Origin of the sequence: Rhizobium sp. 2YAF20 (assembly GCF_052114685.1) — a bacterium.
Taxonomy (GTDB): Bacteria; Pseudomonadota; Alphaproteobacteria; order Rhizobiales; family Rhizobiaceae; genus Rhizobium.
Window position 1 is genome coordinate 329,856 of the sequence record NZ_JBFRFF010000001.1, and the last position, 14,637, is coordinate 344,492.

General features: G+C 60.5%; 11 protein-coding genes. 9 read left to right on the top strand and 2 right to left on the bottom strand.

Annotation, left to right across the window (positions count from 1 at the left end):
- The first annotated feature begins 7 nt into the window (after positions 1-7).
- From AB4Z52_RS01560 to AB4Z52_RS01600, 9 genes are all read left to right on the top strand, one after another.
- Positions 8-562, top strand: a complete 555-nt coding sequence (locus tag AB4Z52_RS01560) for a sarcosine oxidase subunit gamma (protein ID WP_442216137.1) — start codon at positions 8-10, stop codon at positions 560-562.
- A gap of 232 nt (positions 563-794) precedes the next feature.
- Positions 795-3,221 (top strand): GcvT family protein, encoded by a 2,427-nt coding sequence (locus AB4Z52_RS01565; protein ID WP_442216138.1) that lies wholly within the window; start codon positions 795-797, stop codon positions 3,219-3,221.
- A gap of 308 nt (positions 3,222-3,529) precedes the next feature.
- Positions 3,530-4,432, top strand: coding sequence for a branched-chain amino acid ABC transporter permease (locus AB4Z52_RS01570; RefSeq protein WP_442216139.1), 903 nt, complete (start codon positions 3,530-3,532; stop codon positions 4,430-4,432).
- Between the two features lie 4 nt (positions 4,433-4,436).
- Entirely contained in the window at positions 4,437-5,834 is a 1,398-nt protein-coding gene (gene livM, locus AB4Z52_RS01575; RefSeq protein WP_442216140.1) for a high-affinity branched-chain amino acid ABC transporter permease LivM, read from the top strand.
- The gene (locus tag AB4Z52_RS01580; protein WP_442216141.1) at positions 5,834-6,718 is read left to right on the top strand and encodes an ABC transporter ATP-binding protein; all 885 of its coding nucleotides are present in this window, start codon (positions 5,834-5,836) and stop codon (positions 6,716-6,718) included. The genes livM and AB4Z52_RS01580 overlap by 1 nt, the downstream gene beginning before the upstream one ends.
- 1 nt (position 6,719) lies before the next feature.
- A complete protein-coding gene (locus AB4Z52_RS01585) occupies positions 6,720-7,448 on the top strand; it encodes an ABC transporter ATP-binding protein (RefSeq protein WP_442216142.1) in 729 nt (242 codons plus the stop codon).
- Positions 7,449-7,472: 24 nt separating this feature from the next.
- The gene (locus AB4Z52_RS01590) at positions 7,473-7,826 is read left to right on the top strand and encodes a DUF6867 family protein (RefSeq protein ID WP_442216143.1); all 354 of its coding nucleotides are present in this window, start codon (positions 7,473-7,475) and stop codon (positions 7,824-7,826) included.
- A 120-nt stretch (positions 7,827-7,946) separates the two neighbouring features.
- A complete protein-coding gene (locus AB4Z52_RS01595) occupies positions 7,947-9,074 on the top strand; it encodes a branched-chain amino acid ABC transporter substrate-binding protein (RefSeq protein WP_442216144.1) in 1,128 nt (375 codons plus the stop codon).
- Positions 9,075-9,210: 136 nt separating this feature from the next.
- Entirely contained in the window at positions 9,211-10,182 is a 972-nt protein-coding gene (locus AB4Z52_RS01600) for a 2-hydroxyacid dehydrogenase (protein WP_442216145.1), read from the top strand.
- A 27-nt stretch (positions 10,183-10,209) separates the two neighbouring features.
- Here the strand turns inward: AB4Z52_RS01600 and AB4Z52_RS01605 are convergent, their stop codons facing one another.
- Positions 10,210-11,133: a response regulator gene (locus AB4Z52_RS01605; RefSeq protein ID WP_442216146.1), complete on the bottom strand. Its 924-nt coding sequence runs from the start codon at positions 11,131-11,133 to the stop codon at positions 10,210-10,212.
- Positions 11,126-14,518 (bottom strand): hybrid sensor histidine kinase/response regulator, encoded by a 3,393-nt coding sequence (locus AB4Z52_RS01610; protein WP_442216147.1) that lies wholly within the window; start codon positions 14,516-14,518, stop codon positions 11,126-11,128. Before AB4Z52_RS01610 ends, AB4Z52_RS01605 begins: the two co-directional genes overlap by 8 nt.
- Positions 14,519-14,637: the final 119 nt, after the last annotated feature.

A 14,637-nucleotide genomic window follows, 5' to 3' on the forward strand; every position in this document is an offset into this window, starting at 1 on the left:
GCCTGTCATGAGTGTCGCTTTCACGAACCGGCATGTGCTCGAAGATCATATCGCCGGCTTCGAGGCTCGTCCGAACCCGAACCATGTGGCCGTCGTCCGCCAGCCCGTCATCTTCTGCGTCCTTGCCCATGCGGGGCACGAAGCCTGGGTTCACGCCGCGCTGACGGCGATGGACGAAGTCTCGGTGCGCAGCGTCGGTCCGGGCGAATGGCTGGCAGTCGCGGAGACAATCGGCGTCGAAAGCCTTGCCCGCGATTTCGCGATGCTGGATACGGAGCGCGTTTCATTTTTCGAACAGAGCGACGGGCGCACGCTGCTGCGCATTTCCGGCCCGAGCGTGCGCCGGATTCTCGCCAAATGCGTTCCGGTCGACCTGCATCCCTCAGTCTTTGCCGAGGGCCAATCTGGCACCATGCTTTGCTGCCATGTCAGCGCCAATGTCGCCCGCACCGGCGCCGATACATTCGAGATTGCGGTCATGCGATCCTTCGCCGGCACCGTCTTCGAGGAGATGATGGAGATGGGGCGCGAATTCGCGTTGACGGCCGGTTTCACGGCTTAAGCGGATGGCGCGATCCGGACAATCGCGATGGCGCAAATGAGCAGATTGGCTTCGCAGTTCGGGCTATTTGATGGGCGGGAATGCCACTAGGCTCATCCTCAATTCGACGGGTCGACCCGGATTTTCTGCCTGACTGATAGGCACAGCAAATCCATCGTAGCCAACGAAAAGCGACAGATTCCACTCTATTTCGATTGCGCTCGGCAGAGACGCATGCAACCGGAGATTTTACATGAAAAGCCATACGAAGGTCGTCGTCATTGGCGGCGGTGTCGTCGGATGCTCGGTGCTCTACCACCTGACCAAGTTCGGCTGGACCGACGTGGTTCTCCTTGAGCGCTCCGAACTGACGTCGGGCTCGACATGGCATGCAGCCGGTGGCATGCACACTATCAACGGCGATCCTAACGTCGCAAAGCTGCAGAAATATACCGTCGAGCTCTACAAGGAGATCCAGGAATATTCCGGCCAGGACGTCGGCCTGCATATGACCTCGGGCCTGATGCTGGCAGCGACCCCTCAGCGTTTCGACTGGCTGAAATCGATTCTCGCCAAGGGCCGCTACAACGGTCTGGAAGCGACGTTGCTGACGCCAAAAGAAGCGCATGAAATGATGCCATTTCTCGACCCCGACCAGTTCGTCGGCGCTCTCTACGACCCGGTCGAAGGTCATCTCGACCCCTATGGCACGACGCACGCCTATGCCAAGTCCGCAAAGAAGAACGGCGCCGACATCTACCTGCATACCAAGGTCGAGGATCTGGTGCAGCGCGAGGACGGGTCCTGGCGCGTTATCACCAATCAGGGCGAGATCATCGCCGAGCATGTGGTCAACTGCGGCGGCCTCTGGGCACGCGAGGTCGGTCGCATGGTCGGGCTAGAGCTGCCGGTGCTCGCCATGGAGCATATGTACCTCATCACCGAGGACATGCAGGAGGTCATGGACTTCAACAGGTCCAGCGGCAAGGAGCTGATGCACTGCGTCGATTTCGACGGCGAAATCTATCTGCGCCAGGAACGCCAAGGCATGTTGATGGGCACCTATGAGAAGGCCTGCCGCCCCTGGTCGCCGCTGAACACGCCCTGGGACTTCGGCCATGAGCTGCTTGCCGAAGATATCGAGCGCATCACGCCTGAACTCGAAGTCGGCTTTCGCCACTTCCCGGCCTTCAACAATGCCGGTATTAAGAAGATCATCAACGGTCCCTTCACCTTCTCGCCCGACGGAAATCCGCTGGTCGGCCCGGTTCGCGGCATGACGAACTATTGGTCGGCCTGCGCCGTCATGGCCGGCTTCAGCCAGGGCGGCGGCGTCGGTCTGGCGCTTGCCAACTGGATGATCTACGGCGATCCGGGCTTCGACGTGTTTGCCATGGACGTTTCGCGCTACGGCGATTTTGCGACACTCGGCTACACCAATGCCAAGGTGCGCGAGAACTATCAGCGCCGCTTCTCGATCCGCTATCCCAACGAGGAATTGCCGGCAGGCCGGCCGCTGCTGACCACGCCGATCTACGACAAGCTCAAGGCGGCAGGCGGCATCTTCGGCGCATCCTACGGTCTTGAGCAGGCCCTGTGGTTTGCGCCCAAGGGCGAGGAGGACAAGTTCTCCTGGCGACGTTCCAACGACTTCGATGTCGTCGGCGCTGAGGCCAAGGCGGTTCGTGAAAGCGTTGGCCTAATGGAAACCTCGGGCTTTGCGAAGTACACGGTCAAAGGTCCAGGTGCGGAAGCCTGGCTCGACCGGCTGGTCACCTGCCGCATCCCGGCGGTGGGCCGAATGACGCTGGCGCCGATGCTGAAGCACGACGGCAAACTCATCGGCGACTTCACGCTTGCAAAACTCGGGCAGGGCGATTTCCTGCTGATCGGTTCGGGGATTGCCGAATCCTACCACATGCGCTGGTTCGAGGATCTGCTGCCGAAGGATGGCTCTGTGGTGCTGACGGCGCTCGGGCTATCGCTGTTGGGGCTGTCGATTGCCGGCCCGAATGCCCGTAAGCTTCTGGAAAAACTGACACATCAGGATCTGTCCGATCAGGCGTTTCCGTTCATGCAGATCCGCCGGATGGATATCGGCATGGCGCCGGCGATTGTCGGTCGCGTGTCCTACACCGGCGATCTCGGCTTCGAGCTCTGGATGAAGCCGGAGTACCAGAGCTACCTGTTCGATCTATTGATGGAGGCGGGCAGCGAATTCGACATCAAGCCGTTTGGCCTGCGCGCGCTCAATGCGCTTCGCCTCGACAAATCCTATGGCAGTTGGTCGCGCGAGTTCCGCCCGCTCTATGGGCCGCTGGAGGCCGGACTTGGCCGATTCGTCGCACTGTCGAAGGACGCGGATTTCATCGGCAAGGAAGCGGCCAAAAAGGAACAGGTCGAAGGCGGCACAATGCGACTGAAGACCTTCATCCTGTCGGCAAGAGATGCCGACGTCATCGGCGACGAGCCGATCTATCACAAGGGCGCGGTCAAAGGCTGGGTCACCTCTGGCGGCTATGCGCATGCGTCAGGCGTTTCGGTCGCGATCGGCTATATCCCGAAAGAGATCGCCGATGAGGTTGACGGCTGGTCGATCGAACTTCTCGGCGAGATGCTGCCGGCGTCATTGCAACCGCAGGCACTGTTCGACGCCGATGGGTCGCGCATGCGCTCCTGAGCGGGCACCCGCAAAAGTTGAGACGACGGGCCCTGCAGGGCCCGTTTCTGTTAGCCCCACTTGAGGAGCTGACTCTTTTTTAGGACGATTCTGGCTAGTTTTGTGTCAGAGGCTGCCGATTTTCTGTAATTTATGGCTCGAAATTCGCCATTTTCCACGTTTTGAAAAGAATTTTTCAATTGGCAGCCTTTTTGTCTTCACATTTCCTTCGAAACCGGTATGGAATCGTGAAAATGGATGCCTGTATTACGGGCAGACGTTAATTAATAAGAGATGCGGAAAAAATTCGTGTCCAGGGGAAATGACATATGGAGTACTTCGTCCAGCAGCTCCTTAACGGGCTGACTCTCGGATCCATCTATGGCTTGATCGCTATTGGCTATACGATGGTTTATGGCATTGTCGGCATGATCAATTTTGCCCATGGCGACGTTTTCATGCTCGGCGGATTTGCCGCCCTCATCGTCTATCTCGTCCTCACTTCCATCTTCATCGGCCTGCCGGTTGCCGTGATCCTTCTGGTCATGCTCGTGGTCGCCATGCTGATGACGAGCCTGTGGAACTGGACGATCGAACGGGTTGCCTATAGGCCGCTGCGCGGCTCGTTCCGGCTGGCGCCGCTGATCACTGCGATCGGCATGTCGATCACGCTGTCGAACTTCATCCAGGTTTCCCAGGGCCCGCGCAACAAGCCGATCCCGGCGCTGGTGCGCGACGTCTATAACGTCGCCGGCATATCGGTTTCCTTAAAGCAGATCATCATCATCGCCATTACCGCGGTGCTGCTGACGATCTTCTGGTATCTCGTCAACTTCACGGCCCTTGGCCGCGCCCAGCGCGCCACCGAGCAGGACCGCAAGATGGCGGCGCTGCTCGGCATCGATGTCGACAAGACGATCTCGATCACCTTCGTCATGGGTGCGGCACTGGCCGCCGTGGCCGGCACGATGTACCTGATGTATTATGGCGTTGCCTCGTTCACGGATGGTTTCGTTCCAGGCGTCAAGGCCTTTACGGCAGCCGTTCTCGGCGGTATCGGCTCGCTGCCCGGCGCCGTCCTCGGCGGGCTGATGATCGGGCTGATCGAGTCGCTATGGTCGGCCTATTTCACCATTGCGTACAAGGATGTAGCGACCTTCGCCATCCTCGCTTTCGTCCTGATCTTCAAGCCGACCGGTATTCTCGGGCGGCCGGAAGTCGAGAAGGTATAACGCCATGGAAAATTCAAGCACTGCTGTTGGCAAGCCCGAGACAGGACTTGTCCGCAAGGGGTTAATCGAAGCTTTTTTTGCCGCCCTGATCTCGTTTGGGATGTTCGTTCTCTACATCGGTCTGAAGACCGACCAGAACATCAACAACGAATTGATCATCGTCCAGCGCTGGGGGCTGCTTGCGATCTTCGTTGTTGTCGCCGCCGTCGGGCGCTTCCTGACGATCGTGTTTCTTCGTCCACATCTCGATGCCCGCAAGCTCAACAAGGCCAAGCGTGGCGAACTCGACATCTCGGACAAGAAGGGCTTCTTCCGCACGCATTTCCTGAAGATCGCGCTGATTGCCATGGTGCTCTATCCGCCTGTGGTCGTCTGGCTCTATGGCCCGCAGGGCTCGCTGAAGTTCGTCGACAACTTCGGCATCCAGATCCTCATCTATGTGATGCTTGCCTGGGGGCTCAACATCGTCGTCGGCCTCGCCGGCCTGCTCGACCTCGGCTATGTCGCCTTCTATGCGGTCGGGGCATATAGTTACGCGCTGCTGTCGACCTATTTCGGCCTGTCGTTCTGGATCCTGCTGCCGCTTTCTGGCATCTTCGCTGGTCTCTGGGGCGTCATTCTGGGCTTCCCGGTGCTGAGGCTGCGCGGCGACTATCTGGCCATCGTCACGCTTGCCTTCGGCGAGATCATCCGTCTGGTGCTGGTCAACTGGACTGATGTCACCAAGGGCACGTTCGGCGTTTCGGGCATCGCCAAGGCCTCGATGTTCGGCATCTATTCCTTCGATGTCAGCGCGGCCAATAATTTCACCAAGGCCTTCGGGCTGCCGAGTTCATCTGCCTATTACAAGATCTTCCTGTTCTACCTGGCACTTCTGCTGTGCATGCTGACCGCCTATGTGACGATCCGCCTGCGCCGCATGCCGCTGGGCCGCGCCTGGGAGGCGCTGCGTGAAGACGAGATCGCCTGCCGTTCGCTCGGCATCAACACGGTGACGACCAAGCTCACGGCTTTCGCAACAGGCGCGATGTTTGGCGGTTTCGCCGGCTCCTTCTTTGCTGCGCGCCAGGGCTTCGTCTCGCCGGAATCCTTCGTCTTCATGGAATCGGCCGTCATCCTTGCCATCGTCGTTCTCGGCGGCATGGGCTCGCTGACCGGTATCGCCATTGCCGCCGTCGTCATGATCGGCGGCACCGAGGTGCTGCGCGAGATGGATTTCCTCAAAGTCGTGTTCGGGCCTGACTTCACGCCGGAACTCTACCGCATGCTGCTGTTCGGCCTCGCCATGATCGTCGTCATGCTGTTTAAACCGCGCGGCTTCGTCGGCACCCGACAACCAACAGCCTTCCTCAAGGAGCGCAAGACGATTTCAGGAAGCTTCACCAAGGAGGGTCACGGCTGATGGCCTTCGTCACCTCAACTTCACAAGCAATGCCGGACGACGTCCTGCTCAGGGTCGAGCACCTATCAATGCGCTTCGGCGGCCTGATGGCCATCAACGATTTCTCGTTCGAGGCCAAGCGCGGCGACATCACGGCGCTGATCGGCCCGAACGGTGCCGGCAAGACCACGGTGTTCAACTGCATCACCGGCTTCTACAAGCCGACGATGGGCATGATCACCATGCACCAGAAGAGCGGCAAGCAACATCTTCTCGAGCGACTGCCCGACTTCCTCATCACCAAGGATGCCAAGGTCGCCCGCACCTTCCAGAACATCCGGTTGTTTTCCGGGCTGACGGTGCTCGAAAATCTGCTTGTCGCCCAGCACAACAAGCTGATGAAGGCGTCCGGCTATACCATCCTCGGCCTTCTCAACATCGGCCCCTATAAGAAGGAAGCCGCTGCTGCCGTCGAGCTTGCGCGCTATTGGCTGAACAAGGCCGATCTCATCGATCGCGCCGACGATCCGGCCGGCGATCTGCCCTATGGCGCCCAGCGCCGGCTGGAGATTGCCCGCGCCATGTGCACGGGGCCAGAGCTTCTCTGCCTGGACGAGCCGGCCGCCGGTCTCAATCCGCGTGAATCGGCCGCACTCAACGCACTGCTGCGCAGCATCCGCGCTGACACGGGCACGTCGATCCTTTTGATCGAACACGACATGTCGGTGGTGATGCAGATTTCCGATCACGTTATCGTTCTCGAATATGGCCAGAAGATTTCCGACGGAACCCCGGACCACGTCAAGAACGATCCGCGGGTGATCGCTGCCTATCTCGGCGTCGAGGACGACGAGGTGCACGAGGTCATTGCCGAAGTCGGGCACCTCGAAGGGGGCGCAAACTAACATGACAATCCAACCACTCCTTCAAGTGCAGAATGTCGAGACATTCTACGGCAACATCCGGGCGCTGGCCGGCGTCGATGTCCATGTCGACAGCGGCGAGATCGTCAGTCTCATCGGCGCCAACGGCGCTGGTAAATCCACCTTGATGATGACGATCTGCGGCAGCCCGCAGGCCCGCAACGGCGCCGTTATCTTCGAAGGCCGCGACATTACCAAGCTGCCGACCCACGAGATCGCCCGGCTGCGCATCGCTCAGTCGCCGGAAGGCCGTCGCATCTTTCCGCGCATGACCGTTCTCGAAAACCTGCAGATGGGCGCCGGTCTCGACAAGCTCAAATTTTTCAAGGAAGACGTCGAGAAGATCTTCACGCTCTTCCCGCGCCTCAAGGAGCGCCAGGCGCAGCGCGGCGGAACGCTGTCGGGCGGCGAACAGCAGATGCTGTCGATCGGCCGCGCGCTGATGGCCCGCCCGAAGCTGCTGTTGCTCGACGAGCCGTCGCTCGGCCTGGCCCCGCTGATCGTCAAGCAGATCTTCGAGGCGATCAAGGTGCTGAACAAGACGCAGGGGCTGACGGTCTTCCTGGTCGAGCAGAACGCGTTCGCAGCACTCAAGCTTTCCGACCGCGCCTATGTCATGGTCAACGGCAAGGTGACGATGAGCGGATCGGGCAAGGAGCTGCTGGCCAATCCTGAGGTGCGCGCCGCCTATCTCGAAGGCGGGCGTCACTGATGCGCGCGAAGGGGAGCATTTGACATGCAGGGACTTTTCTTCGAACAGGACACGGGCGTGCGCTATTTCATCCGCCTTCTGGTCGTGCTGATCGGCTTCTGGACCGCCTGGCGGGCCGGCAAGGCGGCAGCTGACGGCTGGAGCGATTATTCGCGCGTCATCGTCTACACGCTGCTTCTGGCGCTGGTGATGCGTTTTCTGCATCACGCGCTGTTCGACGGACCGATGCTGAGCGCATTCTACTACGTTATCGACGTGGTGCTTCTTCTCATCGTGGCGACCGCCGGCTATCGCTATCGCCGGACCAACCAGATGGTCAATAACTACTACTGGCTTTATGATAGGACCTCAGCTTTTTCGTGGAAGAAGAAGAATTGACAGTGCGTTGAATCTAGGGACTGATTATCTCCAGAGTAGAAACCGTTTTCCGGTGCGATAATGGTGGGTATCGCGCCGGCTCGAGTGGAACAAACCCGCCCAAAAATTGGGAGTCGCAATATGAAGAAATATCTTTTGTCGGCAGTGGCGCTGTCCGCCATGGTTGCGTTCAGCGGTGCTGCTCGCGCCGACATCATCGTCGCAGTGGCAGGTCCCTTGACCGGTGCTAACGCTGCGTTCGGCGCTCAGCTTCAAAAGGGTGCCGAACAGGCTGCCGCCGATATCAATGCCGCCGGCGGTATCAACGGCGAAAAGATCAAGATCGAACTCGGCGATGACGTTTCCGATCCGAAGCAGGGCATCTCGGTCGCCAACAAGTTCGTCGCCGATGGCGTGAAGTTCGTTGTCGGTCACTTCAACTCCGGTGTTTCGATCCCGGCGTCCGAAGTCTATGCCGAAAACGGCATTCTTGAAATCACCCCGGCTGCGACCAACCCGAAGTTCACCGAGCGTGGCCTGTGGAACACCTTCCGTACCTGCGGTCGTGACGACCAACAGGGCGCTGTCGCCGGCGCTTATCTCGCTGCCCATTTCAAGGATGCGAAGATCGCCGTCGTTCACGACAAGACGCCTTATGGCCAGGGCCTGGCTGACGAAACCAAGAAGGCAATGAATGCCGCTGGTATCAAGGAAGTCGTCTACGAAGGCGTCAATGTCGGCGACAAGGACTTCTCTGCCCTCGTCGCCAAGATGAAGGAAGCCGGCGTCTCGATCATCTATTGGGGCGGCCTGCACACGGAAGCCGGCCTCATCATCCGCCAGAGCGCGGACCAGGGTCTGAAGGCTACGCTGGTTTCGGGCGATGGCATCGTTTCGAACGAACTGGCATCGATCGCCGGCGACGCAGTTGCCGGTACGCTGAACACCTTCGGCCCTGATCCGACACTGAACCCGGCCAACAAGGACCTCGTTGCGAAGTTCAAGGCTGCCGGCTTCAACCCTGAAGCCTACACGCTCTATTCCTACGCTGCCATGCAGACGATCGCAGCAGCAGCCAAGGCTGCCGGCTCGACGGATCCTCAAACCGTTGCCAAGGCAATGAAGGAAAAGGGTCCGTTCCCGACGGTTCTCGGCGACATGTCCTTCGACAGCAAGGGTGACCCGAAGATTCCTGGCTACATCATGTACGAATGGAAGAAGGGTGCTGATGGCAAGTACAGCTACTTCCCGCAGGAAGCAGCCAAGTAAGGTTTGCGCTTAGCGCGACATGCAACTTAAATGGAAGCCCGGCCTTGAGCCGGGCTTTCTTTTTCCTTGAACGCCAGTTCAATTTATCCGGAGCTTGGTCTAACCCTGGTGGCAGGCGCAACCAGGACAGATTCCGATGCCAAGACCCCGTATTCTCGTTACCCGCCGCTGGCCCCATGCCGTCGAAGCAATGCTTTCCGAGCGCTTCGACGTCACCCTCAATCCGAGGGATGTCGCGCTGGGTGCGGCCGAGCTTGGAAAGGCGCTTCGGGACTACGATGCGGTGCTGCCGACGGTGTCGGACAAGCTACCTGCGGCGCTTTTCGAAGCCGCCCCGTTGCGCACGCGTATCCTTGGCAACTTCGGCGTCGGCTTCAATCATATCGATATAGCTGCCGCCAAGGCGCACGGCATTGCCGTCACCAACACGCCGGGTGTCCTTACCGACTGCACGGCCGATATCGCCATGTTGCTGCTCCTATCGGTTGCCCGCCGCGGTGGCGAGGGGGAGCGGCAGGCGCGGTCCGGCAATTGGGTGGGCTGGAGCCCGACGCATCTGGTCGGCACCAAGGTTACGGGAAAGATGGTCGGCATCATCGGGTTCGGCCGTATTGGCCGTGCATTCGCGCAACGCTGCCACTTCGGCTTCGGCATGGACGTGGTCTTCTACAATCGCTCGGCCATCGATCCACACGAGGCGGCTCGCTATGGTGCGGAGCAGTTGCACACCGTCGAGGACGTGCTGGCGATTTCAGACTTCGTCTCGCTGCACTGCCCTGGTGGAACCGAGAACCACCATCTGATAAATGCGTCGCGGCTTACCGCCATGAAGCCCGGCGCCTTCCTGATCAACACGGCTCGCGGCGACGTCGTCGACGAGCAGGCGCTGATTGCAGCGCTTGAGAGCGGCACGATCCGCGGCGCCGGCCTCGATGTCTACGAGGCCGAGCCGAATGTTCCGGAGAAATTGCGAGGGATGGAGAATGTCGTGGTTCTTCCACATCTTGGCAGCGCCACGGAGGAAACCCGCACCGCAATGGGCATGAAGGTCGTCGACAATATCACGGCATTCTTCGACGGCCGCGAACCGCCAGATCGCGTGGCGTAAACTCTTCTCACCTGGGAGGGCAGGACGTCATATCTCGTGGAGGACATGCGCTGCCTTGACGGCGGCCGAGGCGCGGTTTTCGACGCCGAGCTTTACGTAGATCTGCTCCAGATGCTTGTTGACGGTGCGGGCTGAGAGGCCGAGGATTTCGCCGATATCGCGGTTGGCCTTGCCCTTGGCGATCCACAAAAGCACTTCGGATTCACGCTGCGTCAGGCCGAAATGCTGCCTGAGCACGCCATCGTCGGCGCGCTGGCTGGCCGCCGTCAGCCGGAAGAGATGCTCGTCGGGACCGATCGTGCCAAGGAAGGCGAGTTGCAGCGCAGGCTGCCCGCCATGGCTGATCGACAGAAGGTTGTCCCGCACCGGGTGCGCCTTGCCGCGCGCGCCCATGAAGCTGGCAATGTGCCTAACGACGATATCGAGGCCGTCGTCGCTGCCGGTCGCCGCATTGACGAGGCGTGTCGCTTGGGGTGTCGACCAGTGGATCGTCCCGTCGCCCTTGACTGCAAGCAGATGACGTCCGGCGGCATCAAGTGCCACCCGAGCGCTCTGTGCGGAACGCGCATTTCTCAGGTGAACGCGGATGCGGGCGCGCAGCTCGTCGATGTTGATCGGCTTGGAGAGGTAATCGACCCCGCCTGATTCCAGAGCATGGACCACGTGCTCCGTCTCAGTCAGCCCGGTCATGAAGATCACCGGCACCTGGCTGACGGCGGGGTTGGCCTTCAACCGCCGGCAGGTCTCGAAACCGTCGATAGAGGGCATGACTGCGTCCAGCAGTATAAGATCAGGCGTGATGCGCTCGACGATGTTCAACGCCGCCGGTCCCGAGGTTGCGATCAAAACCGAAAAACCGGACTGTTCCAGCGCGTCGGTCAGAAATCCGAGGGCCTCCGGCGAGTCGTCCACGAGCAAAACGATGTCGCGGGGCAGGGCGGGTTCAGCCAATCGGTTCTACCTTTTCATTGTCGAACTCACGCAGGAAATTCAGGAAGCCGGTCAGATCGAACGCCCTGATATAGACGCGCAACGCCTCGGTGAAGGGTTTGAAATCATCGAGTTTTGCGAGATCGGCGAGTTTTGCATCTATGCCCCTGATATAGCCGATTTCCGCAAGCCGCATCAACTCCTCGACATGCTCCAATCCTGGACTTTTCATCGGAGCGGGCGCCTTCAGCGCCGGTTGCTGCACATTGTCGGCGTAGATCCACTTCAGGCCCAGATGCAGGGCGAGCTTGTCGCGGAGTTGGCGGATGTCCACCGGCTTGGCGATAGCGTCGTTGTGGCTGTCCTTGCTCTCCTGCGTTGCCGCGCCGTCGCCAATATTGGCCGACAGCATCAGGATCGGCGATAGCTGGCCGCTTTCCCTGAGGCGCGAGACGAGTTGCCAGCCATTCATGCCCGGCATGGAAATGTCGACCAGGAAGAGATCGGGCTTGATGCCTTCGATCAGCGTCAGGCAATCCGGGCCGCTGACAGCGGTAAGCACGACGAAATCGAGCGGCGCCAGCACCTCGCGCATCAGCTCGCGATGATCCTCGTTGTCGTCGACGACGACGATCGTCCGCCGCCGGCCGTCATAGCCGACGATCTTGCGCTCCTGCGGCGGCGGCTTCATCTGGTGCTGAACGGCAGACAGCATCAGGCGCACCTTGAAGGTGGAGCCGATATCCTTCTCGCTCGCTACCGAGATTTCACCGCCGAGCGTATTGGTCAGCAGTTGGGTGATCGTCAGCCCCAGCCCGAGGCCGGGCATGGGCCGCACACTTTCCGCCTCGCCACGCTGGAACGGCTCATAGATCCGGGAGAGGTCCTTTTCGGCGATACCGCGCCCGGTGTCCGACAGGGTGAAGGTCGCGACCTGGCTGCGGTAGGCGACATCGAAGCGGACGGTGCCGGCGTCGGTGAACTTGATTGCGTTGGACAACAGGTTGACGAGGATCTGGCGCAGGCGTTTCTCGTCGGTCCGGACATAATCGGGCAGCGAGGGGCTGCGCTCGTGGATGAAGCTCAGGCCCTTGGCCTGCGCCTGGGGGCGAAACATGTCGACGATCTGGTCGAGGAAATCGCGGATGTTGATCTCGTTGGAATAGACCTGCAGGCGTCCGGCCTCGATCTTGGAAATGTCCAGCAAACCGTCGATCAGGCCGGATAGATGTTCGGCGCTGCGGCGGATGACCTTGATCGACGTCTGGCGCGGCGCCGGGATGGTGTCGTCGCGCTCGAGGATCTGGGCATAGCCGAGCACGGCATTGAGTGGCGTGCGCAGTTCGTGGCTGAGGCCGACGACGTAGCGGCTCTTGGCACGGTTGGCGGCCTCGGCGGTTTCCTTGGCGGTCTGCAGCGCTGCGTCCGTCTTCTTGTGGGCGGCGATTTCCTTTAGGAGCAGCGTATTCTGGCGGGAGGATTCCTCTTCGGCAACCACGCGGCTGTCATGGGCAAGAACATAGAACCAGCAGACGACGCCGGCGATGACGGCAAAGACGAAGAAGACGATGAGAATGGTGCGGTTGACGACTTCGGCGGTGGTCGGCGAGGCGGAGGCGACCTGATGGGCGATCATCGCCAGGATGAACCCAACGGCACCCAGCGCCAGCACGACAGCAATGCCATAGCGGCCAAGCCGGGTCGCCAGCTTGGCGATGACCATTTCGGGCAGGATCGCCTTGGCGACGGTGCCGATCTGGGCGTTGAGATTGGCGTTCGGCTTGCACATGTCGTGGCAGCGGCTGTCGAGCGAGCAGCACAGCGAGCAGATCGGCGCGGCATAGGCTGGACACCAGGCCATGTCCTCCGGCTCGAACGGGTGTTCGCAGATCGAACAGGTGATATCGGTCAGGTTTTCCCAGGCCCGCCGCGGCTTGCGGGCGAGATAGTATTTGCCCCCGGTGGCCCAAGCGATCGTCGGCGAGGCCATCAGCGCGACAATCAGTGTGATGTAGGGCGCAAGCGAGGCGGCAACCGCGCCAAAAACGCCGAAATGCGCGGTGAGGGCAATGGTCGCCGACAAGGTCATGGCGCCGAGGCCGACCGGATTGATATCGTAAAGATGGGCGCGCTTGAATTCGATGCCGGGAGGCGCAAGGCCGAGGGGCTTGTTGATGAACAGGTCGGCCGAGATGGTGCAGAGCCAAGCCATCGAGATGATGGAGAAGATGCCGAGCGTCTCCTCGAGCAGCTTGTAGATACCCAGTTCCATCAAGAGCAGTGCGATGGCGACGTTGAAGACAAGCCAGATGACGCGGCCAGGATGGCTATGGGTCAGTCGTGAGAAGAAATTCGACCAGGCGAGCGACCCGGCATAGGCGTTCATGACGTTAATCTTCAGCTGCGAGATCATGACGAAGGCTGCCATCAACAGCAGCGCCGCATTGTGCCAGGGGATCATGTAGCCGAAGGCGGTCAAGTACATCTGCGCCGGGTCGGCGGCGCGATCGGCAGGCACGCCGGCACTCAGCGTCAGCACCACGAGGAACGAGCCGGCAAGCAGCTTCGGCGCGCCGATGACGACCCAGCCGGGACCGGCCAGGAAGATCGCCAACCGATGGCGAAGCTTGCGATGGCCACCCTCGGGCGGCAGGAAGCGCAGGAAGTCGGCCTGTTCGCCGATCTGCGACATCAAGGCGAGGATGACCGCGGATGCGGCGCCGAAATCGATCAGGTCGAAGGGAGCGATCGTGCCCGGAGCGCCGGATGCGGCATGGAGCCCGGCAAAGGCCCGCCACAAGTCGAATTTTTCCCAGTCCGAAAAGGCGATGAAGACAAAAGGGAGAACGTTGAGGACGATCCAGAAGGGCTGGGTCAAGAGCTGGAAACGGCTGATCAGCCGAACGCCGTGGGTCACGAGCGGTATGACCATGACGGCGCTGAGGATATAGCCGACCCAGAGTGGTATGCCGAGCGTCAACTCCAGCGCGCCGGACATGATCGAAGCCTCGATCGCAAACAGCATGAAGGTGAAGCTGGCGTAGATCAGCGAGGTGATCGTCGAGCCGATATAGCCGAAGCTCGCCCCACGCGTCAGCAGGTCGATGTCGACGCCGTGGCGGATGGCATAGCGGCTGATCGGCAGGCCGATGCCGAGCATGGCGATGCTTGCGACGATGATGGCGAAGAAGGCGTTGGTCGTGCCGTAGGACAGCGTGATCGCGCCGCCGATTGCCTCCAGCGCCAGGAAGGAGATCGCGCCGATTGCCGTCTGCGAGATGCGTTGCGAGGAGAACTGCCGGGCGCTCTTGGCCGTGAAGCGGAGCGCATAATCCTCCAGCGTCTGGTTTGCGACCCAGCGATTATACTCGCGCCTGACGGGGATGATGCGTTGCCGCGCTGCCATGCCGCTTCCGGAGACCTTCCATATGACGTGTCTAGGATCTGGTAACACGGATCGCCGTCGTGCTTAAGAGCGCTGCGTGCGCGTTTCTGCACAATTCGCCCCATTGCCTACGTCATTTC